This window comes from Gracilibacillus lacisalsi DSM 19029 (assembly GCF_000377765.1).
GTDB classification, from domain to species: Bacteria; Bacillota; Bacilli; order Bacillales; family Amphibacillaceae; genus Gracilibacillus; species Gracilibacillus lacisalsi.
In genome coordinates, this window is sequence record NZ_KB898665.1 from 228,479 (window position 1) to 250,787 (window position 22,309).

Sequence of the window (22,309 nt, forward strand, 5' to 3'; positions counted from 1 at the left end):
TGAGGGCGAAACAGGAGAGGCGGTTAGTGCCAAAAGAACTGGATCCATCCTTAATTACTGTAATGATTTCTAGTCTGACTATTTATCCACTCCTGTATAGTAAAGTAACTAGTATGATCACTGGATTTGAACCTGATGATCCTGAGTTTCAACATAAATGGTCACAATTTCTTCTTCGTTGTCCTTTTTCAACCTATACTAAACAAATGGTACGGTGATAATGCCAATCTCTTGTTTAATCCATTGTAAGTTTGTGAAGGATTGTACTTAAATTAACGGGTGCGTTAGTTGAATAAGAGGTCATTAAATTCATAACAAAAGTGAAGTGCTTTCTCAAAAAGATTATTCCTTTCTTGCAACTCGATAATTTTCATATTACCCCCAATAAATTCCACCTTGAAATCTGATTTTTACTTCACTATTCTTGAATACCTAATTGATACTTGGTTTTCCCCGGTTTCAGTAGTTGTAGTCCTTTTCTCCCTGTAGACAAATCCTGTCGCTTCATAAAACGGAATAGCTCTATAATTATCTTCTTGCACTGATACCCATTGTTCCGATACACCTTTTTCTATTTGCTGCTTGGTGAGCGCCGTAAGTAGTTGTTTTCCGATGCCTTTATACCGATAGCTTTCATCTACATAAAGCACAAATACTTCTCCTGTGTCTGGTTTTGTCTTAGCGCCGCCGATAACGCCAACAACTTTTGAATTATCTAATGCAACATGAGTATAAGTTCCTTGTGTAATATCCTTTTTAACACGCTCATGATTATACCAAAATGCGATATTTTTCTTTTGATATTCCTCGCTTAGCTTTCCCGCTACCGTTTGTTTCCAACCTGTGGAACAGATATTAGCAATTGCTTCTGCATGTTCTTCTCTAGCTTTTTCAATGATGATATTCAAGAGTTTATCCCCCTTTTTTCAATGAACTGTCGCGATGCTAATATATAGTTGCATCCAATCAATCTAGCATGCAACATTGTTTAGAAAATATGAAAACTTATTTCTATGAAAATTACTAATCTTATCTATTCTTTAAAATATCATCTACAAATCTCTTCTTTTCCTTTGTATAATTTTTCATCTTTTGGGTATCTCATTGCTAAGTTCTGTTTTAATACATCGAATTCGTTCGCCTTTTTCAGATTGCCATTCAGATAATCTCTAAAATAAATATGTTCTTTCCACCAACCGCCATTGTATTCAACTATATGCATATTATGAGTTTTGGTTAGGTTTTCTAGATCAGAAAATCTGGCAAAAACTACTTTTCCATCAAGTTGCACTTTCGATAAATGATAATAGCCTATTTCTTTTAATCTTTTTCTATCAAATTTTCTAACATCTTCTAAAGTTTTCACACCAACCAGTATATCAACAACAGGTTTGGCTTTAATACCTTCAATTGCTGTACTTCCGAAATGTTGAATATCTATTATGTTTTCCCCAATAATAGATTGCAATAATTTCTTCTCTTCAAGAAATAAGTTTTTCCAATCAGTCGAGTGATTCACTAGCTTTACTTCTCCTTTATTAACACCTAACATTTAAATCACTCACTTTCACGAAAGTGCTATTTCATACTTTAATTAAAAATATCATATTCAAAAGCCGTTCTATTAAAATTTAATTATCTCAAATTTCTTCAATATTTTGTACCTATTAACTAGCAAAACCCCAGTCCAATACCTTCTAGCAACAACAAATTCTTCTGGATAACTCCCCCATTCCCAGGAAATATCCCAAGTACCTTCCTCAGATAATTGGTCTACATAAAAACTTAAGTTTTGCTCTACTAAATCGCTCATATTTTCATAAAGTGGATGATCAGGGCTATCAATAAAATCAAGTGGTAGAGGTTTGTATCCCGTTGCCCAGTCTGGCACATTTTTATCGACAGTCTGTTCAATTAGTGTATTTATTTTATTCGAGATATCGTTTAATAACGGCTCATCAGCATGCATCTTGAGAACTTGGAATAATCGCTGGTAATTATTGATCTCATGGCTATCCATTTTATTGCTATTCATCAAATGGTCTATTGCCTTTTTCATCACCGTCCACCCTAACTGTGATGCTTCACTATTGTCTGGTGACCAATGAATGAGGAAGCCTGCTAATTCAGCACTAGGGTTAAACATCCAGTTATCCTGAACTCCCTCTTTCCAATGCCACCATGGTGCGTGTGGATATTGATTATTTTCAGGCAGCACGGACGCCCACATTCCTATATTTTCATTATAGGTGTCTACTAAATACGTAAGCATAGATTGTACAATTTTTTCATTTGCGCTTGCTTCTATTTCCATTAATATTTGACCTGCTGTCCATGTAGCCATTGGAGATGAATCCGGTGTCCAAAAATCAGGTTCAATGCCATGACCAAATCCTCCGTCTTTATTTTGAAAAGCAGATAAATAATGAATAACCTTATCTCTGGTTACTCCTTCAAAAAGATAGCTCCATCTGGCAGCTTCTAACGGTCTGGCATTTCGTTTGATCCAGGCACTCGACTTGTCGAATGATTCTTTTGATATTTTCATCTATAAAACCTCCTATTTTTACAGATTAGGTAACATTAAGACTTTAACTAGATAAAAGATATTAAATCTTTTATATTATTCAATTGATATATATTTCCTTTGTTATCATTAGAACCAATACCTATTCCAAAGCCTTTTATTCCGATATTAATAGCTAAATTTACATCATCAGCTGAATCCCCGATCATAAAAGAATCCTCTAAATTAATTTTCGGGTATTTTTGAATTGCCTGCTCAATCATTCCAGTATTTGGTTTAATACAATGGCACCCCTCTCTTTTACTATGTGGGCAATAGAAAATATCAAGTATTTCTATATTTTGATATTTTAATCCATTTATCATTTGATTGGTTATATCGTGATACTGGTCGATCGTAATATGCCCTTCATGAATAATGTATTGATTGGTAATAATTATTATTTGGTAACCCTTCTTTAAAACTTCTTTTAGAGTATTTATTGCTCCCACTTTAAAAACTGGATTCTTAATTCTAGTCCATTCATGGTCCGGATAATCCTCAATGATGGTGCCATCTCTGTCAAAAAATGCAACTTTCACCTCCGTCTCCTCCCTGATCAAATAAAATTTTTATCGATGAACAAAAAACTCTCGTAGCTGTTTATAGAATAATAGGATTCATTTTTATTTATGATAATCTCCAGGCTGGAATTAAAGAATGAAATTGAAAAAAGTAACTCATGATGAGGTGAATAACGGTATAGAGAGCTAATATCGTTACATATGTAAGAAGCCAAGTAAGAAATGGTTGGTTTAAGAATAGATAGAGTAACAGCATACCTACTGGAAATGGTATTAGCACAATTAACCATATAGGTGCGCCTAAAGCTTCGGTAAGTGCACCTAAAGAAACTACTGAAAATCCGATGATAAGGGCTTGCCAGATAGCTAGATCATTCTTGAGTAACTGAGAGCCAAAAAAATAGGATAAAGCTGTGAGTACAACTGATAATACAAAACTTATTAAATAATTCATTTTTCCTCTTCCTTTTCAGTTTATGATTAATTTATTTGTATTTTACCATTAAAAACCTAAAAAGTGGCGATAAACTATTACACATAAATTGAAAGGCAGAGGATGAGCGACAAATTTTTATGCTAGTTTTGGCTACATAAAGGGCGAAAGTGAAATGTTGTTTATTTATTATCAACTTTTTGAGTTTACTGGCAACTCGCCAAACAAAAAAGGACGCAATGAATTGCATCCTTTTTATTGATAATCAATTGCTGCTTTTTTTACTGCTCTAATAATCCCTCCATATCCTGTACAGCGGCAGAGGTTACCGGATAATGCTGTTTTAATTTGGGCATCTGATGGATCGGATTCTTTATCTAGCAATGCTTTTGTTGCCATTATCATTCCTGGCGTACAATAACCGCATTGAAAGCCACCTTCTTCGAGAAAAGCTTGTTGGATAGGGTGAAGTGTTTCTTCATCAAATATTCCTTCAATTGTCGTTATACTGGATCCATTTACTTGATAAGCCATTACTAAGCAGGAGTTTGCTAAGGTTCCATTTATCAAAATCGAGCAAGCTCCACACCTACCGATACCACAGGATATTTTCGTTCCTGTATAATCCAGTTCATTCCGAATAATATCAACGAGTCTTGCTGTTGGATTTACTTGAATCGTTACAGGGGTATTATTAATCGTGAAGCTGATTGTTGTCTTCTTGGTTACTGTGGTTGCTTTGCTCTCTGCCATGTATGCTTCCCCCTCTCGGTTAATGCTGTTAATATTTCTTCTGAAGAAATTGGCAGTTTGGCAGGCATATATCCGATCGCATTATGAATTGCCTTCGCAATAGCTGGGGCAACAGCTACCGTCCCAATTTCACCAACACCACGTGGACCATATACATCACCCTCGTCTAGATCTTCAATTGGCGTAACATGCATAGTTGTAGGTACATCCTTGATACTTGGAATTAAATAGCCGTCCAGATTCTCTGTTACGTACCTACTCTCTTTCATCATAGCTTCCTCCATTAATGTATAGCCTAATGACATGACGCCACCACCTTCTATTTGTCCAACATACCCTTTCAAGCTGACAACAGGGCCAGCTGCAATGGTTTGATCTAAGTCAATGACGGTGACCTTTCCTGTTAAAAGATCAATCTCCACTTGGGCAAATACTGCAGAAAATGTATATAAAAAGTGGCCACCATCTACTTCGTCGGGAGTGGTAGGAAAATCAAATTGAGTAGAAGTAATAATCGGTTTCTGTGATGATTTCCTAGCAATTTCTCGATACGTTATCACCAGTTTACTAGCTTGGCTCAACTGATACACGCCACCTGGTCCCAAACGTAATACATCAACAGATAGTCCGGTAATTGTCGACGCAATCTGTAATATTTTCTTCTGAAAATCGTTCTTCATTCGATTGACAGCATGCCATACCATGCTTGTTCCTCGCGATGCTGTTGTCGAGCCGGAAGAAGGTACTTTTTTGGTATCACCGATTACTACTTGCAAATCATTAGAGCAAATATTCAATTCTTCCGTTACAATGGTCTCGATCACATTCAAGATCCCTTGTCCGGCTTCTTCAAAACCAAAGGCAATTTCGATCTTACCATCCTTCGTTATAGACAATTGGCCTCCGGCAGGATCTAATCTACCATATCCTAAGCCACCTCCATGCATCGATATGGCAACACCCATTCCTCTCACCTTATTGTCTTCTGCACCTTCTTGTTTTACTAAATTCTTTTGATGCTGGTAAATGTGTTCTAGTACTTGTGATGCACCATTAGTAGCCGCAATTCTATGTTTCATTGGACCAGTATCATTCGTTTTTCGGATATTCCTTCTTCTTAGTTCAATTGGATCGATGTTCATTTTTTCGGCTATTCGATCTAACTGCCCTTCTAAAGCAAAAGTAACTTGATTACCTCCAAACCCTCTAAATTCTCCCGCTACTCCGTTATTAGTAAAAACGGAAATACCCTCAACTGCGACATGCTCTATCATGTATGGTCCAACCGAATGCTCAACAGCAAATTCAAGAATGGCAGGTCCTAACGTGGCATAAGCACCTGTATCAGCGACTATATCCACCTTGTGTGCCACTATTTTTCCTTGTTGATTTGCCCCTGTTTTCATTGTAATTTTCATAGGATGACGTTTTAATCCGGAAATGACCGATTCTTTTCTTGTTTGGTGAATTTTCACTGGCAAACCTGACTTCAATGCTAATAGAACACCATATGGCTGAATATTTAATTCATCTTTCCCTCCGAATGATCCCCCCATCGGACTTGATATGATCCGAATTTTCTCTTCTGGAATATCGAGAATCCTTGACAATTGGAAACGATCCTTATAACCATGTTGTGTTCCTACACAGACTGTTACACCACCATGTTCATCAGGTTCCATCACACCACCTTCTGTTTCCATATAAGTATGCATTTGCCTTGGTAATTGATAGGTTTCTTCTACAATAGTATTAGATTTAGCAAAACCTTCATCGATATCGCCCGAATGAAAGCTTGCTCGATGCAAAATATTGCCATCCGCGTGAAGTTGAGGTGCATCTGGCATGAGGGATTTTTCTGGTGTATCCAAAATTGGTAAAGGCTCATAGTTTACCTCGATCAAATCAAGTGCCCGATTAGCTATTTCAATCGATTCTGCAGCAACCGCTGCGACCGCATCACCAACATAACGGACAACACCTTCACATAAGACAGGTTGATCTGGTGTCACAATACCGAAGCGGTTTAAACCGGGAACATCTTGATGCGTGATAACTGCTTTTACACCAGGTAATTGTTCTGCCTGTTTAGTTGATATCGATACAATTCTAGCATGTGGATGCTCACTCCTTAACACTTTCCCATACAGCATGTTTGGAAGTGATATATCCGTCAAATATTTTAAGGAACCAGTTACTTTTTCTTTTCCATCTGGTCTGACTCTATCACGATTTTGATACACGATCTCAGCCTCCTAGATATTTCATAAACTTGGAAGCAATTAAATTAGTAGCAACTTGTTGTTTGTAGTGTTTTGTTACGAACGGTTCAGACGTCGGATGAAATTCTGCCAAGACTAATTCAACAAGCTCCCGGATGTGTACTTCTGTTAATTGCTTACCACTCAAATATGCTTCACATTCTTTTAACCTTACTGGTGTAGTAGTTCCTCCAGCTACAGCCAACCGAACATCTCCCACTTCATCCCATTCATTCCAATTACAGAAGATAGCTACGGTAACAAGTGAAGGGATGAAAGATTCCCTCCGGCCAACTTTTTGATAATACTGCATTTGTTTCTTGCTGCTTTGTTTTTTAATATGAATGGTTGTAAGTACCGCATTAGGATCTGCTTCTTGCTGTAAATATTCCCATAGCTTTGCCGTACGCAATTGATCTTCTATTACCCAGGAAATATCAGCATCTAATACTAATAATGCAGGTATCGTATCCCCAATCCGATAAGCTATATTTCCGCCAATACTTCCCCTGTTTCTTACCGCAGGAGAAGCAACATCTTTCACTGCTTCTGAAAGTAATGGAGCAAATTTACGTATTATTAGATTTACTTCGCATTCTGCTAATGAAACATACGCGCCTATGTGTATCATGCCATCATCTTGTGTAACTTCATTCAATTTCGGTATCTGATCTAAACGAATTAAGTTTGATGGAAGGGAAGTCCCTTGTTCTCTTTTTAATTGCAACAGTGTCCCGCCCGCAATATAGGTCGAGTCTTCTTGGAACTGCTTCTTCCATTTCATTGCTTCTTGAATACTTGCTGCCTCCCATACTTTCTCGACGTCCATTTTCTTTACAGTTGCTCCTGCCATTTCTTTGCCCATCGATAATCATCCTTCGTATCAATATCATAAAAACTTTTCCTATCATCACACTTCATGATATAACCATTATTCTTCATACTTTTTACTATTGCTTTAGCTCCTTGATCTCCCTGAAGAGTCAAGAGACGTTCAAACAAGAACGAGTTAAATAAAATAGGTGGCTGAGTAACACCTGCATACTGAGCAGCTATAAACGGGATTTCTTCATTATAGATATGGATTAATTCATTAATAATAGATACTTGAAGAAATGGTTGATCAGCTAACATTATCAAAGCTCCATCAAATGAGGATTTTTGCACTTGCTCAACCCCCGCTCTGATTGAGTAGGATTGTCCTTGATAAGCTTGTGCATTTCGAACAACCTGATATTTAGCTTTTTGCCACTTCACCTCTTCCGTCATCCAATGTAGTGGATCATTCTCCTGCACGACGATAAACACTTGATCTAACTGAGAGGCTAGTGCATTCCGCAAAGAAGCACTCCCAATAGTAGTATCACCAATAGCTAAAGATAATTTGTCTTCTCCCATCCTCTGGCTGTTTCCGGCAGCAAGCATGATGCCAGCTACCTTAGCATATTTCATCGACGACTTCTTCACTTTTTAACATCTTTTTCTTTTCCTGAATTAATTCCGCCATCACACTTACTGCTATTTCGTTCGCGCTCTCTGCATTAATATTTATCCCGATTGGAGAAAACAAATTTTTTGGAGGTCGTTGTCCTGCTAATAATCTTTTAGTTCTTCTAGCAGAACCTAACACTCCCAAATACCTTAATGGTTCTTCTATTAAAAAGGATAATAATTCTTTATCGCGTTGAAAGTTGTGGGTTAGTAAAATTACATAATCCGTTGTGTGGAAGGATATCTGTTGTTGTAGTTCTTTTGGAAAACCAAGGTAATGTTTATTAGCTTCTGGAAAATTGATCGTATTACACAACTCTTCCCGCCAATCAGCAATTTCCACTCGAAATCCCGTTTCTGAAGCTAAACGAACGATAGGTTTCGCATCATCACCCGCTCCAATTACTATTAGTCGAGGTTTAGGTTGATAACAATCAAAGTAAATCGCCTGTTGTGAATGAGTCATTTTTTGCGTACCTCTTGTAAAGGAATTGCTGCTTTGCATCAGTTGATTCAAAGTAGAATTTTCATTTACTTTCCCAAACTGAGCACCGTTCGTCTGAAACCAATAGTTCATAGCTTTATTTTCTGTTGGAAGCTCCTTATAGATTAGTACTTTTTGACCGTTATCCAATGCTTTTTTGATCCGATATAAATGTTGTAGCAATACATGATCGACAGGTTCCACCAATACTTGAATCACCCCGTTACAACCTGAACCCTGTCCCCACAACAAGTCATTATCAGCTCGCATATCATAAGTTATCAATTCTGGCTCTTTTCCGATCCCTAGACGAGTAATCCGTTCAACCAAATCCACCTCAAGACATCCGGCACTCAACATACCTATTTGTGAACCATCTGGTTTAAATAACATCATGGCGCCTTCTTTTTTATACGCTGATCCTTTCACATCTACAATCGTCGCGAGTATAGATCCTACTTGTTGATTCGTAAGTGAGGTTAATACCTCATGAATATCATCCATGTTTCCCCCTCCTCCTTTGACGATCCAACTTTCATGTTAATTTATATAACAATTCACGTAACGTATATAGGTATTCTATAAAATGAAAGAATAGATGTCATTGGTTATAATCCATCAAAAAAGGCTGACTTCTTATCTGTTTTCACCAAATCCAAGGGGTTTTTAGTAAGAAAATCTTTCAAGTTTGATGAACAACCTCCATTTTAATAGCTAATTCCACCAATAATGTGGGATCTTTTTAGTCAATTCATACATACCTTAACTTAATCATACATGATAACATGTAATAAATTACATTATATGTTAAATAAACTTACAGATATTTTGAGAGGAGGAAGAAGAATGACAATCGAAACACTTAATAAACAGGTCAAAAAAGATCTCGCATATCTTAATATACCCGAAAAAACCTGGGTACCCTCTCGCGAACTGGACGGCAAGCATATATACGATGCTATTATTATCGGAGGTGGACAGAGTGGCTTAGGCGCAGCATTAGGATTAATCCGAGAAAAAGTCACTAATATACTTATTATTGATGAGAACTCTGAAGGTCTGGAGGGCCCTTGGGATACGTATGCACGTATGACAACATTGCGCACACCTAAGCATCTAACGGCCATCGACACCGGCATACCATCTTTAACCTTTCGAGCCTGGTGGGAGGCTCAATTCGGAGAAAAAGGATGGGAAGAATTAGACAAAATTCCGAAAGAAGAATGGATGAATTACCTTCGATGGTTCCGTGAAGTTCTGTCACTCCCGATGCAGAACAATACAAAATTGACATTAATCGAACCTGTCGAAAACGGAATGGTTTATCGTTTACATTTAGAGTCTGCTACCAGCAAGTCGCTACTGTCGCGAAAGGTAATACTAGCTACCGGAATTCAAGGAGGCGGAGAATGGCATGTACCCCCTTTCATCAAAGACAAACTACCTAAAAACCTATATGCGCACACCTCTGAAAATATAGATTTCACGAATCTTAAAAATAAGCATATCGCCATCCTAGGAGGTGGCGCATCAGCATTTGATAATGCAAATTACTCACTATCACAAGGCATATCAGAAGCACATGTATTTATACGTCGCAAGAATATACCGAAGATTAATCCTATCCGCCACATGGAACAATCTGGGATGATTGATCGCTTTCATTCTTTCGCCGATGCAACAAAGTATAAAATTATGAGTCATTTCTTTTATCATAATCAACCTCCAACAAATGACACCTTCCGTAAAGCAAGCGCTTGGCCAGGGTTTTGTTTACACACTGGCGAACCTTGGTTAGACGTTCAACAGGTGGATGATAAAGTAAAGATCATCACAGAACGAGAGGAATACATTTTTGACTTTATTATTGTGAGCACAGGGCTTAAAACTGACCCAGCACTACGACCAGAACTACGAATGGTGGAACCATATATTTTTAGATGGCGTGATTATTACCAAGCACCTAATAATATTGCTAACCCATTATTAGATGCACACCCCTATTTAAGTCCTGGTTTTGCATTTCAAAGTAAAGCACAAAAAGGAAAAAGGTTGTTACACGGATTATATTCATTTAATTATTCTGCTTTGATTAGCTGTGGTCTTTCTGCATCCGCTATTTCCGGATTGCGTTTTGCTATACCTAAACTCGCCTCAGCAGTAGCTGATCAGCTGTTTCTAGATAATCAAAAAGAGTTATTGGAAGCATTTTTTCAATATGATGAAGTGGAATTTATTGGAGAAACACCTCAACACTCAAAATCAACTAATCAAAACCAACTATTAAACGCCTGAAAGTAAATTTTTCAGGCGTTTTGTTATGTTTTGATCTTTTCAAAATAACGTGTTTGAGAAGGCTCTGTTGCAGCGATCATCTCTCCATCTCGCACCACATAGATTGGTTTTGGCTGCACACTAAGCATGTCTTCCAGATTATCTACCGGTAGAATGATGAAATTTGCCGGTTTGCCAACTTCAATTCCATATTGGTGACTAGCCCGAAAGCAGGTCGCACCATTTTTGGTGATCATATCGATAACTGAATAAAAGTCAGCCCTTCCTGTCATATGCGCAAGATGCAGTCCAAGATGAGCTGCCTGCAGCATGTTGCCGACCCCTAGAGGGTAAAAAGGAGTTCTTATATCATCGTGAGCGATGCAAACATTCACTCCTGCTTCTTCCAATTGCTTTACCCTCGTAATCCCCCTCCCCTTTGGATGTGGGTCATACCTGCCCTGCATGGCACTGTTAACTAAAGGACAAGCCACAACTGTAATTCCTGCTTGTTTCACCAGTTGAATTACCTTGTTCGCATATACATCAGAATAATAGGCTAATGCATTCACATGACTCACTGTTACTTTTCCATGATAATCATAATCGATTACCAGGTTTGCTACTACTTCAAGATACCTAGAATGTTCATCATCTACTTCATCACAAAAAACATGAATGAACGTATCATACTCTTTCGCCATCTGAAAGCAAAAAACTAAAGATTCTATCCCTTTCTCTCTCGTGTGCTCCAGATGCGGAACTGCGCTAACCGCATCCGCTCCCAATTCTATTGCTTTGCGCATCCTGACTATATTCTCTACACAAGACACTAAGCCACTTTGAGGAAAAGCAATAATTTGTAGTTCTACTTTCCCTTTAAATTGTTTTCTTACCTCGAGCAACGCTTTCAAAGCGGTTAAATTTGGATCCGAAATATCAACTGCCGCCCTAATAAAAAGAACCCCATATGAGATTAATAGTTTTATTGCCTTTGAGGCACGTTTAACAACATCATCTACTGTTAAATCATCTTTTCTTGATTGCCAAATATCAATCGCTTCAAATAGTGTTCCAGACTGGTTGTAACGCGGAAAACCAGCTGTTAACACCGTGTCCATGTGCGTATGTGTTTCAACAAATGGCGGTAATAAATAATTACCTTTCCCATCCCATTCTGTATGACCAGCAATTTCCTGATCCGTAATGGAAACAAACTTACCATTGTTAATTCCGATATGGACTCGCATTTCACCCTCCAACAATTTCACATTTTTCACTGTAATATCATACATGCTAACACCCTCTTTTTATATAGGAAGTGAACTATCTTCAGTCGTCTTATTCCATAGTGCTTCTAGTTTTTTATCTGACATCATCATTTCCGTCTTTACACCATTTAACCAACGATTTTTGGTAAATACATATCGGGTTGGTGCAATGGTTCCAAATAGTTCATAGATATCCTTCGCATCCGTCATCACAAAATTTGCAGGGGCATTTTCTTTGGTATTGTGATGCTCCAATCCATAAATGCGCCCGGGGATTGTTGTCATCATTTTCAAGACATGTAACAGTTCTTCCTCACTTGCTAAATGTGCAGCATAAGCGGTTAAAAGACCGATTTGTACCATATCTCCACATCCAAAAGGGTGAAAAGGGTCATTAACATTATCAGAAGCAGTAGCAATCGAGACACCATGGTCGATTAACTCTTTTATTCTTGTTACACCTCTACGAATAATCCCCGAATCCTGTCTGCCTTGTAGATACATATTGGCACCAGGGAGTGTGACAGCATGAATCTGATGTCTCCTTATCCCTTCCATGATATGATCAGCCTTCATTTGTTCCATAGCAGCTAACGAACATAAATGTCCAGCCGTAACATATCCTTCAAGTTGGTATTTAGCAGTTTTGCTTATCAGCTCTTCAATCGTACAAACGGCTGGATCATCATTTTCATCAACATGTAAATCAACAAACTTTCCATGCTTTATCGCTAACTGCATAGCAATCTCAATATTTTCCGCTGGGAAGTCTATTAAATGGGGCGCTCCACCAATACCATCAACCCCCAATTGAATTGCTTCTTCGATTACCGCAAACTCTTGATCTGTTCGTTGAATAAGTTTAGAAAACATCGGCACAATTTGTATATCAATAAAATCTTTTAATTCTTCTTTCACCTCGATTACCGCTTGGAGATTGTCGATTGCCAATTGCACACTGGTATCCATTTCAAAATTAACATGTGATCGGATATGTGTTGTTCCAAACGAAAGCGACTGAATCGCCTCTCGTCGCACTCGTTGCTTTATTTCTTCTTTTGTAAATAAATGTGCGCGTTCACTATAATTGCGAATCGCTTCGAATAATGTCCCGGTTTTATTAGGCACTGCTTGTAAGGAAAAAGCTTTATCGAGATGGGTATGAATATCAACAAAAGAGGGAAGAACAATTCTTCCCTCAAGGTCTATTTGCGAGCAATTAGGTAAGTCTTGCAACGCTTGTTTAAACGGAGTCAACGTTTGGTCAATATGTTCTGGCTGCATATCGATTGATCGATATTTACCCTCTTTTATCGTTATTTTGTACCGTTTACTTTTGTCTATCAGCGGCAGTTGTACATTATATAAAGTTAGTGTTTGGGCCATATCTATTCCTCCGAAGGCAAGAATTCCGTCGTAAAGTAATTGTTGGGATCTTCATCATTGCTAATAATACCTAGATCTAGCATTTGATCTTGTAATGTCGACCAACGCTCCTCCGTCATATAACCAAAGCCATATTCTTCTGCATCTCCACCAAAGATTAATTCTTCTTGTTCTTCTGCGCCAAATTCCATTAATCCTTCCGTTAAATCAGGGTTGTACTCCAGTAAAATATCTTGATAATTCGCAGGATCTTCTCTGTATGCTTCCCAGCCTTTAACAGTCGCTTCCATGAATGCTGCAACTAATTCTGGTTTTTCCTCGATGATTTCCTCCGTAGTGAAAAGCACGTTAGAGTACGGTTGGAAACCCGAATCATGGATACGCAAGTAACTATTCTCCACTCCCTGCTGGTCTAGCACATAAGGTTCTGAAGTAATGTAACCTTGGGTAACAGCATTTGGATCATCAATAAACGTACTTAATTGACCAGTATAAGAGAGCTCATTCATATCACCCAATTCATACGCTTCTTTTATATATTCCCAATAACCAACACCAGGGGCTGTAATACTGGTCATTCCATTTAAGTCCTCGAAATTTTCAACTCCTGCATCGGCATGGGAAATTAATACATATGGACTCACTTGGAAGATGGCCCCGATGGCTACTAATGGAATACCTTTATCACGTGAATTAAGAATATCCTCACCGGACGTATAACCGAAATCCATCTTTCCGGATGCAACTAATTGGGTAGCAGATATTTGCGGTCCACCAGGCTCAATCGTCATATCGATTCCTACTTCCTCGTAATAGCCTTCATCTAAGGCAGCGTAATTCCCACCATGTTCAGGCTGGGCAAACCAGTTAGTAACCAATGTAGCTTCACCTAAATCGGCCACTTCTTCTACATCAACATCTGTCGCCCCCTCACTTTCCGACGTCTCCACATCGGTTTCTTCGCCACTTTCCGCTTCTGCCCCCGAACTACTATCGCCTCCACACGCTGCAAGTAACAGTAAAAACATCATTGCAACTAGTGCCAACATTCTCTTATTCCAACTAGAACCCTTCATCCTTATTCCCCCCTCAAGACTGTTAATCTTTCTTCATTTCAGATTCATGCCAAGATCCTAATAAGACCTTAGACAATAAACTAACTAATAAGAAAAATACAATTCCTAATATTGATGCAGCTATCCCACAGGCAAATAAATAAGGAATTTCCATAGTTGTGGATGCCACGGTGATCGCATAGCCTAAACCGCCATCACCTCCTCCAATACCAGCTATATATTCACCTACAATGGCACCAATGATCGCTAAAGTACAAGATATCTTTAAACCCGCAATAATATAAGGTAAAGCAGCCGGAATTCTAATTTTCCACATAATTTGCCATTTGGAAGCTTGATAAAGACTTAGCAAATCAAGCATTCCCCTGTCAGTTGCATTCAATCCTATCAACGTATTGGATAACATCGGGAAAAAACCGATTGTAAAAGCAATAATGACAATCGCGTTCATCCCCGAACCGAACCAAATTACAATAATGGGAGCTATAGCTACGATCGGAATCGTTTGGAGCAATATCGCATATGGGTATAAACTTCTCTCTAATATTTTCGAGCTAGCCATAATAATTGCACCAGATACACCAATAACAACACTAAAGAAAAATCCGATCACTGACTCTAGTATAGTAGTAGAAGCTGAATCCCATAGTCGACTCCAATTGTCAACCGTTGCCATAAAGACATCTGTTGGCTTAGGCAAAATATAAGGCGGAATCTGTAACATTGCCGTTCCAAATTGCCAAGCCAACATAACAATCAGAAACGCTATAAGCGGCGGAACCCAGCTATGAAGGAATTTCCAGTTTACTTTCTTCCGATTTGCCATTTCATTGTTTACTTCCAGTTTTTCCGTCTGTACATTTCCCATTTCCATCCTCCTCACTTTGCAAGTTTCACATTCTCTTCTTTAGGAATCTTTCCTCTATTCAAAAGATCATACGGGTCATTCTTTTCTTTTAAGGATGTGATCTTTTCCATCCGTAAGTTATAACCTCCAAAGCCAAGTAAATACGTATGAGGATTATTGACAGTTACACCAACCTCTTCAAAAAACTCGATAATTTCATAGAGTCTTTCTTTAGATTTATAGATCACAACCGGTAAGGAAGTCGGGGTGACATTTCCTTCAATTTTGATATATTCGAAGTGGAATTGAACTTCGTACCCGAACCCCTCTCTTATCCTTCGCATTTGTTCAAGTACTTTTTCTGTATCAAATCTCGCTTGTAAATAAGTCATGTTCTCACCGTGTTTGTGAGCCCATAGTGTTGCATGGTTCCAAGCAAAATCAGAAACTTTTAGCCCTTTGTGATACTTTGATGCCGGAATATAAAAGGATTGCTCGCCTCCATATTTCTCGGACAATTCCTTCATCTTCCCTTCTGCATCCTCAGCTATTTCAAGCATCACAATCGATTTATCCTCTACCAAATATTTTTTTAACTGCTGAAAGTGGGAAGGAATCGGCCATTCACAAACAGAAACTAAACGTTTTGTAATAGCTTCATCACGCGAAAGTTCATCACTGAACATAACTGCTTCATGAAAAGTATCAAACGACATAATGTACTGAGACCATTCTGTTCTTGATTCTATTGGCAATACAGCTTCAACCAGAATTCCAGTCGTACCGTAATTATGAATATAATCCAATACTTCTTCATCCTTAATGGTTAACAGTTGGGGCTTTTCTTCAACCGTCAAAATCGTAACCTCAAGAACATTACCATCCCACAAATTCCCCCAACGAATTGACCCAATTCCACCAGATCCACCACATAGAAAGCCGCCGACGGTCGATTTCATAAAGGTACTTGGGTAAATACGAAGCTCCTTCCCCTCCTTTCGTAACGTTTTCTCTAATAATCCCAACTTAACACCAGCTTGTACGCGAACATCCTTTTCATTTATTTGCACAATTTGATTCAGTTTTGTTAAATCAAGAATAATCCCGCCGTTTAAAGGAATTCCTTGACCATAATTTCCTGTCCCCGCTCCTCGCGGTGTGAGGGGAACACGATTTTTTACTGCAAAGCGGATTATCTTTGTTAATTCATCGATAGTCTTGGGGACCACAGCACAGTCAGCAACCTTATCCTTCAATTCCTCAAACAAAATGGGGGAGTACCAGTAAAAATCCTTCGATAGCCGATCAATTGCTGAATCTTTGACGATTACATTCTCTTCACCTATCAGTTCCATCATTCGTTCTTTCCACAATTTGATCACCTCATTAAAATTTAAGATCGCGTGAAACTCTAGCAACAATATCACTAAACTGGTGTGTCGTTCTGATTTCATCATCACGAGGAAATGGTAGCGAGACATTTACAGTAGAAGCAATCTTACCAGGACTAGGGGTCATCACTGCTACTTTGGTAGATAAGTACACTGCTTCAAATACATTGTGTGTAATAAACAATACCGTCATCTTTTGTGATTCCCATATTCTTAATAACTCCGACTGCAGACTCTGTCTTGTTATTTCATCCAAAGCACCAAAAGGTTCGTCCATGAGCAACAGTTTTGGCTTTGCCACTAACGCTCTTGCAATGGACACACGCATTTTCATGCCCCCAGATAATTGACGTGGCAAAGATTTTGCATAATCCTTTAACCCTACTAACTTTAAAGCTCGTTCAGCTTCTTCTCGTTTTTCCACTTTTGACATTCGTTGAAATTCTAAAGGTAACATGACATTTTCCAACACAGACCTCCAAGGCAAGAGAGTGGCATCCTGAAAGACAAAGCCAACATCCGTACGTTTTTGTTGTGCTGTTTGCACCTGCGAACCTAAGATTTCAATCTCACCTGTTGTATTTTCTACTAACCCGGATATCATTTTGAATATGGTGGATTTACCACAGCCAGATGGTCCTACAAAAGATATAAATTCTCCGTCTGCAATATCAATGTCTACGTTGTCCACCGCCACATTCCCATTCGGGAAAATCTTACTTACACCTTTCATTTTTACAACATGTTGACCTGTTTTCCTTTCTACCATTTCTTCCAATTCAGTAGTTGTCATCATGATCCTCCCCTCCCTTTTGTAATTCGTCTATATTAAATCTACTCATTTCCTTTAATGCTTCCGCAATATATTTACCTGCTCTCTGATTAATTTCCTTTCCTTTTTCTACAGTAGCTCGGGTAGCATCTCCAGCCATCCCCGTGGCAGATATATCGTTAATCACCCACGCAAAATAACAACTCCCTTTTAAGTACAAATACTGGACATCCTCCGGTAAGGAAACAAAATCCACAGGACTTTGTTCCATGTTCACCCAATTACCTTTGATATCTAATACCATCGAAGTTTCAACATCTCCTCCATGTATCCCAAAAACCCATTCTTTTTCCGGGATCAAATCCGTTAGCAAATTCCCATCAGAAGAGTTTAATCTGAAGACCATCATCCCTGTTTCTATCCTGACCTCTCTAGAAATCATGTTTAATAAATCATGATTACCACCATGGGAATTGAATAGAACCAATCTTTTAAAACCACTATCACTGACACTTTTGGCAATATCCATCACTACGGATTGCAACGTTGCAGCAGAAAGTGTAATTGTTCCAGCCATCCCTAAGTGTTCAGTACTTTTTCCATATGGGAGTGGTGGAAGCAGCCAGATATTATCTACCTCTGCAAAATGTTCAAATGCTTCCATTAATACCCCTTCAGCAATTAATGTATCTGTATAAATCGGCATATGCGGACCATGTTGTTCCACCGCTCCAATAGGTAATACTATTAATGCGTCATCTTTCGGTAGTTGTTTCACTTCCTCTGTTGAGAGCCTTGCCAAGAATCTTTTTTCAAAAGCTTCGCCATGATATCGATCAGTTTGCATACGAACAACCCCTGTTTTTTGAAATATAGAATAATAATCAATAGTGGTTCACTCATGTTCATTCGAAAACACATATTGTTATAAAATATTACATATTCCTATTCATTTATTTCTTTCGATTCATTATCCTAGGAATCATTAGATAATTGTTACAAAAACTAACACTATGCGTTATTTATTATTACGGTTATCTTAAGGGAAATCATGATAGGTGTCATTGGTCATTGTAAATAAATTAGGCCTGTTATTTAGACATTTATTACAAAGCGAATTTGTTCTTTTCTGATAAACCCTTTTCTAACAAGCACAGATACAATCTTTCATTTGTTATCATTTCTTACAAAAAGAGAAAAATCGCTTCTGATTGTATTTTGATTATTCTCATACCATGAGAAAAACGCAGAGCGCCTGCTTAAAAACGTAGCGGTTGGAGCGCATCAACTGAGATAAAGGAATCACGGTGAGTTTACGAACCGATGATGACTTATCGTAGGGCAATTCGTGAAGGAGCCTAGTTTTTGGGCGCTCGGAGCTAGACATCTGCGCAAATTTTATACTTTCCTTATAAATAAAAAATACCCTTCAGCCATTAGACTAAAGGGTATTTTGGGATTAATATGATCTTCTTTTTCGGGTTACAAGTATGGTGCTAAGTCCTATTAAGATGAAGCCGATACCTAGTACTAGCCAGTTAGATACGTTTGTTGCTGTGTCTGGTAATTTATCTCCTTCTGGGTCAGTGTCTGGATCCGCAACTTCAAATACACCATAAATACTGAAATGATCTACACTAGCTGTTACTTCTCCTGTTTCAGCATTATAACTGATAACTTCTATTTCTTCTTGCTTCACGCCATCTTCATCAATTAAGAATACCTTCAAATCATCCCAATTGGTTACCTTATACGGATCAACCGTGAAGAGTAACGTCACCGGCTGATCAAAGTTTATTTCCTCGCCATCTGCAGTTAGTCTGAAATCGATCAGTTCACTTAGACTATCAGGATGCTGATCTTTTATTTCTTTTGGTACTGCTGCAAATTCAAATTCAATATCTCCTTTTCCTTTTAAAATCGCAACAGGAAGTCTTACTTTTACACCTTTAAAGGTTAATTCGATTTCCGCATTATCATTTAGTTGCTCGATTAGTGCCTGTGCTATCTCAATACTTCTTTGATCGTTACTTACTGCATAGACGTCTTCTGATACTTTCTCTAAATCCTTTATATCAGATACTACTGCGTCATCTGAATCAGGCTTTGGTTTCGGTTTAGGATCTTTAGGTTGAGGATTTTCAGGTTTCGGTTTCTGATCAACTTCTTCTTCAGGATCTGGTTGCTGATAATCTCCAACTCGTTTCAAGTTGAAATCATCCAACGTGCCCCATGCTTCAGCACTAGCTTTAATACTAGCTCCAATTGTGATGGAACCATCAGTAATAAGAATTTCGTCAATTTCTGACTGAACCCAGTTGGTCCAACCATCTACATGCGTTTCCGTCTGATATGATTGATCTGAAGTAACTGCAAATAGCTGCATATCAGATTTCCCTGCATCTCCACCTTGGATAAACATCGATAAATGATAATATCCAGGCTCCAGATCGGTAATCGTTTGTGTTACTTCAAAATCTACTGGATCATCTGACCAGAAATCAAGCGAGTAATCACCAGTTCGCGAGTTCGAGCGATTCTCTTTTACAGATGCATGGGGTTCTACACCTTCAGGAAAACGAATTTCCCAAATACTAGTGTCCTTTTCCTCAAAACTTGGATTGGATACAAAATTGTCAGGTTCAATGGTTAAGTTTGCTTGCACAGTATATTCTCCATTAATCTCGCCATCTATGGTATAGGAGCCTTCGCCGCTTGCGACAGCTTGATCTATTTGTTCCTGATTCCAAGTAACAGTTACAGACTGCTCACTTCCATCATTATAAATAGCTGTTACTGTGTCAGGCAGCAGCACTTCTTCACCCAAAGCTACCGTCACTGATACGTCCTTTACTTGATCCATTTGTAATGGCGCTACAGCACCAGTATCTACGTAGTTGAACACATTTAACGATGATAATGGATGGCCATGAAAGTCAAATAACGCCTGATTATCTACTGCACTTCCCCCATACCATTCACCAGCATCCTCTGGATCATATTCTGCCGCATAGCTAGTTGCCCAGCCAGAACCATGCTCTTCCCATAGTTCCAGATTGTGTTCCCAGTCGATATTATCCGGGTCACCTACCGGAATCCACGCCGGCTCCCAATAAAACACTCCAATTCCTGCATCTCCGACATTTGCTACCGCTTCAAACACATCTCGTACGGCTGTAGCTTGTCCTTGTACAGATACTGGGTAATTAATCGTCTGTCCAGAGTCTTGCGGTGCAGTATTACCATGACCATCCCCGTCTTCCCTTGTATACGTATAAGATGTTTCTGCAACCATGACCTGTTTATCATAATTGTCCGCTATATTAGTCAGCTCTGCAGTTAAATTTTCCAATGTACCGTGCCAGAAAGGATAATAAGAACTTGCAAAAACGTCATAATCAACTTCATTTTCTTCTAATATAGAAGCAAGATTATCATACCGCCCCGCTGATTCTGGATTGGTAAAATGTAACGCTACTAGAATCTCTGAATTAATCTCACGTACCGCCTTACTTCCTTCGTTAAAAAGTTGAGTAATATTATCCCAATCATATTCTCCAGCCATAGCATTATTTGTTTCATTGCCGATTTGTACCATCCCGATATCTACGCCAGCATCTATCATTTCTTGCAAACTATCTTTTGTATAGTTATATAATGCTGTTTTCTTTTCTTCTATGTTTAAGTCTTCCCATGCTTTTGGTGCTTGCTGTTTAGCTGGGTCTGCCCAAAAGTCAGAATAATGAAAGTCTACCAACAGCTTCATTCCATTTTCTGTCGCCCTTTTTCCTATTTCAACCGCATTGTCTACATCATTATTTCCTCCCCCATAGCCGTTACCATCACCATCATAAGGATCATTCCATACGCGAACACGCACATAATTGACACCCGCTTCGGCAAGTGTAGTAAATATATCCTGCTCTTCTCCTGCTTCATTATAGAATGTAACCCCACTATCTTCTAAAGCTAGGATGCTAGAGACATCAACACCTTTGATAAAGTCTTCACCTAAGCCATCGACTCTCTCCACAAATATATCTGCTTCCACTGGTTCTGGGACTTCCTCATCACTATCATCTAAAGATACTAAGCGAAAGCTATCTAAATATCCCCAGGCAGATGGTTTTCCGGTTATAGTAGCTCCCACTTGTAAGTCAGCAGCATTTTCTTCGATCTCAAAATTTAAGATGTGCTCCTCCCAATTGTCCCAACCGGTAGTGGCAACAGCTTCGGAAGTATGATCACCAGCAAATAATTCTACTACCCCCGCCTCTCCATCCGTTCCACCCATGGATTGAACGGATAATGCATAATTGCCTGCCGGAAGATCTGAGATAGCCTGCGTTATTGTGAAAGACTGCGCCTCACTTCCCGCCTCGTCTATCCAATAATTAAACGAATGATTTCCTTCATATGCTTCTGTATGAGCGGAATCTACCGAGACTAAATCCCAGTCAATCTCCTCAATCGTCCAAGATTTGTCGACAAACAAATCCGTTTCAAAGCCGCCGTTTGTTAATAGATTTTCCTGTGCTGCTGCTTGCGTACTTGTATTTCCACCGACCGGAAATGTACTGACGATCAGCAACAAAGCTAAACATAACATTCCTACTTTTTTAAACAAATGCATTTCCTCCTTCTTTACAAACTTCACACCTTAAATTATAAAGCGGTTTCATAGAGATTTATATTTAAAATTATTCTTATAAACTTTCAGAAAATGAAATTTATTAGAGTATCAAGAGAAAGGGAAAAGTGATATAGTGATGTATGGGAA

20 protein-coding genes are annotated in these 22,309 nt (G+C 38.6%); 2 read left to right on the forward strand and 18 right to left on the reverse strand.

All coding sequences use genetic code 11. The features are described from left to right. The first annotated feature begins 26 nt into the window (after positions 1-26). Positions 27-218, forward strand: coding sequence for a hypothetical protein (locus D569_RS0107885; RefSeq protein WP_018931874.1), 192 nt, complete (start codon positions 27-29; stop codon positions 216-218). A 192-nt stretch (positions 219-410) separates the two neighbouring features. Here D569_RS0107885 and D569_RS0107890 read toward each other — a convergent pair whose 3' ends face one another. The 10 genes from D569_RS0107890 to D569_RS0107935 all read right to left on the reverse strand — a co-directional run bounded on the left by D569_RS0107890 (position 411) and on the right by D569_RS0107935 (position 9,016). Continuing rightward, positions 411-908, reverse strand: coding sequence for a GNAT family N-acetyltransferase (locus tag D569_RS0107890; RefSeq protein WP_018931875.1), 498 nt, complete (start codon positions 906-908; stop codon positions 411-413). A gap of 140 nt (positions 909-1,048) precedes the next feature. Beyond that, positions 1,049-1,552 (reverse strand): GrpB family protein, encoded by a 504-nt coding sequence (locus D569_RS23430; RefSeq protein WP_083939013.1) that lies wholly within the window; start codon positions 1,550-1,552, stop codon positions 1,049-1,051. Between the two features lie 72 nt (positions 1,553-1,624). After that, the gene (locus D569_RS0107900; RefSeq protein ID WP_018931876.1) at positions 1,625-2,548 is read right to left on the reverse strand and encodes a hypothetical protein; all 924 of its coding nucleotides are present in this window, start codon (positions 2,546-2,548) and stop codon (positions 1,625-1,627) included. Between the two features lie 47 nt (positions 2,549-2,595). Beyond that, on the reverse strand, positions 2,596-3,108 hold the full coding sequence (locus tag D569_RS0107905; protein WP_018931877.1) for an HAD-IIIA family hydrolase: 513 nt from the start codon (positions 3,106-3,108) through the stop codon (positions 2,596-2,598). 88 nt (positions 3,109-3,196) lie between these two features. Then, positions 3,197-3,544, reverse strand: coding sequence for a hypothetical protein (locus D569_RS0107910; protein WP_018931878.1), 348 nt, complete (start codon positions 3,542-3,544; stop codon positions 3,197-3,199). 234 nt (positions 3,545-3,778) lie between these two features. Continuing rightward, complete coding sequence (locus D569_RS0107915) at positions 3,779-4,276, reverse strand: (2Fe-2S)-binding protein (RefSeq protein ID WP_018931879.1); 498 nt, start codon at positions 4,274-4,276, stop codon at positions 3,779-3,781. Continuing rightward, the gene (gene pucD / locus D569_RS0107920) at positions 4,249-6,522 is read right to left on the reverse strand and encodes a xanthine dehydrogenase subunit D (protein WP_425401985.1); all 2,274 of its coding nucleotides are present in this window, start codon (positions 6,520-6,522) and stop codon (positions 4,249-4,251) included. Before pucD ends, D569_RS0107915 begins: the two co-directional genes overlap by 28 nt. Position 6,523: 1 nt before the next feature. Next, positions 6,524-7,402, reverse strand: coding sequence for an FAD binding domain-containing protein (locus D569_RS0107925; RefSeq protein WP_018931881.1), 879 nt, complete (start codon positions 7,400-7,402; stop codon positions 6,524-6,526). Then, the gene (locus D569_RS0107930) at positions 7,372-7,989 is read right to left on the reverse strand and encodes a nucleotidyltransferase family protein (RefSeq protein WP_018931882.1); all 618 of its coding nucleotides are present in this window, start codon (positions 7,987-7,989) and stop codon (positions 7,372-7,374) included. Before D569_RS0107930 ends, D569_RS0107925 begins: the two co-directional genes overlap by 31 nt. After that, entirely contained in the window at positions 7,976-9,016 is a 1,041-nt protein-coding gene (locus tag D569_RS0107935) for an XdhC family protein (protein ID WP_018931883.1), read from the reverse strand. Before D569_RS0107935 ends, D569_RS0107930 begins: the two co-directional genes overlap by 14 nt. Before the next feature lie 342 nt (positions 9,017-9,358). On the opposite strand from D569_RS0107935, the gene D569_RS0107940 reads away from it, so the two are divergent. After that, the gene (locus tag D569_RS0107940; RefSeq protein ID WP_018931884.1) at positions 9,359-10,807 is read left to right on the forward strand and encodes a flavin-containing monooxygenase; all 1,449 of its coding nucleotides are present in this window, start codon (positions 9,359-9,361) and stop codon (positions 10,805-10,807) included. 23 nt (positions 10,808-10,830) lie between these two features. Here D569_RS0107940 and D569_RS0107945 read toward each other — a convergent pair whose 3' ends face one another. The 8 genes from D569_RS0107945 to D569_RS25000 all read right to left on the reverse strand — a co-directional run bounded on the left by D569_RS0107945 (position 10,831) and on the right by D569_RS25000 (position 22,156). Then, the gene (locus D569_RS0107945; RefSeq protein WP_018931885.1) at positions 10,831-12,081 is read right to left on the reverse strand and encodes an amidohydrolase family protein; all 1,251 of its coding nucleotides are present in this window, start codon (positions 12,079-12,081) and stop codon (positions 10,831-10,833) included. Positions 12,082-12,096: 15 nt separating this feature from the next. Beyond that, entirely contained in the window at positions 12,097-13,443 is a 1,347-nt protein-coding gene (locus D569_RS0107950; protein ID WP_018931886.1) for an amidohydrolase family protein, read from the reverse strand. Positions 13,444-13,445: 2 nt separating this feature from the next. After that, positions 13,446-14,519: an ABC transporter substrate-binding protein gene (locus D569_RS0107955; RefSeq protein WP_018931887.1), complete on the reverse strand. Its 1,074-nt coding sequence runs from the start codon at positions 14,517-14,519 to the stop codon at positions 13,446-13,448. A 22-nt stretch (positions 14,520-14,541) separates the two neighbouring features. Further along, positions 14,542-15,387 (reverse strand): ABC transporter permease, encoded by an 846-nt coding sequence (locus tag D569_RS0107960; RefSeq protein WP_018931888.1) that lies wholly within the window; start codon positions 15,385-15,387, stop codon positions 14,542-14,544. A gap of 11 nt (positions 15,388-15,398) precedes the next feature. Continuing rightward, positions 15,399-16,748, reverse strand: a complete 1,350-nt coding sequence (locus D569_RS0107965; RefSeq protein ID WP_425401986.1) for an FAD-binding oxidoreductase — start codon at positions 16,746-16,748, stop codon at positions 15,399-15,401. Between the two features lie 4 nt (positions 16,749-16,752). After that, the gene (locus D569_RS0107970; protein ID WP_018931890.1) at positions 16,753-17,553 is read right to left on the reverse strand and encodes an ABC transporter ATP-binding protein; all 801 of its coding nucleotides are present in this window, start codon (positions 17,551-17,553) and stop codon (positions 16,753-16,755) included. Then, entirely contained in the window at positions 17,537-18,376 is an 840-nt protein-coding gene (locus D569_RS0107975; protein WP_018931891.1) for a creatininase family protein, read from the reverse strand. The genes D569_RS0107970 and D569_RS0107975 overlap by 17 nt, the downstream gene beginning before the upstream one ends. A gap of 612 nt (positions 18,377-18,988) precedes the next feature. Further along, on the reverse strand, positions 18,989-22,156 hold the full coding sequence (locus tag D569_RS25000) for a glycosyl hydrolase 53 family protein (RefSeq protein ID WP_018931892.1): 3,168 nt from the start codon (positions 22,154-22,156) through the stop codon (positions 18,989-18,991). Between the last annotated feature and the right edge of the window lie 153 nt (positions 22,157-22,309).

Bases quoted from the DNA above. Each gene is read 5' to 3' on its own strand.
- D569_RS0107950 (WP_018931886.1), bottom strand. From the start codon at position 13,443: ATGGCCCAAACACTAACTTTATATAATGTACAACTGCCGCTGATAGAC.
- D569_RS0107940 (WP_018931884.1), top strand. From the start codon at position 9,359: ATGACAATCGAAACACTTAATAAACAGGTCAAAAAAGATCTCGCATAT.
- D569_RS0107955 (WP_018931887.1), bottom strand. From the start codon at position 14,519: ATGAAGGGTTCTAGTTGGAATAAGAGAATGTTGGCACTAGTTGCAATG.
- D569_RS0107900 (WP_018931876.1), bottom strand. From the start codon at position 2,548: ATGAAAATATCAAAAGAATCATTCGACAAGTCGAGTGCCTGGATCAAA.
- D569_RS0107930 (WP_018931882.1), bottom strand. From the start codon at position 7,989: ATGAAATATGCTAAGGTAGCTGGCATCATGCTTGCTGCCGGAAACAGC.
- D569_RS0107975 (WP_018931891.1), bottom strand. From the start codon at position 18,376: ATGCAAACTGATCGATATCATGGCGAAGCTTTTGAAAAAAGATTCTTG.
- D569_RS23430 (WP_083939013.1), bottom strand. From the start codon at position 1,552: ATGTTAGGTGTTAATAAAGGAGAAGTAAAGCTAGTGAATCACTCGACT.
- D569_RS0107910 (WP_018931878.1), bottom strand. From the start codon at position 3,544: ATGAATTATTTAATAAGTTTTGTATTATCAGTTGTACTCACAGCTTTA.
- D569_RS0107935 (WP_018931883.1), bottom strand. From the start codon at position 9,016: ATGGATGATATTCATGAGGTATTAACCTCACTTACGAATCAACAAGTA.
- D569_RS0107915 (WP_018931879.1), bottom strand. From the start codon at position 4,276: ATGGCAGAGAGCAAAGCAACCACAGTAACCAAGAAGACAACAATCAGC.
- D569_RS0107970 (WP_018931890.1), bottom strand. From the start codon at position 17,553: ATGATGACAACTACTGAATTGGAAGAAATGGTAGAAAGGAAAACAGGT.
- D569_RS0107960 (WP_018931888.1), bottom strand. From the start codon at position 15,387: ATGGGAAATGTACAGACGGAAAAACTGGAAGTAAACAATGAAATGGCA.
- D569_RS0107945 (WP_018931885.1), bottom strand. From the start codon at position 12,081: ATGTATGATATTACAGTGAAAAATGTGAAATTGTTGGAGGGTGAAATG.
- D569_RS0107925 (WP_018931881.1), bottom strand. From the start codon at position 7,402: ATGGGCAAAGAAATGGCAGGAGCAACTGTAAAGAAAATGGACGTCGAG.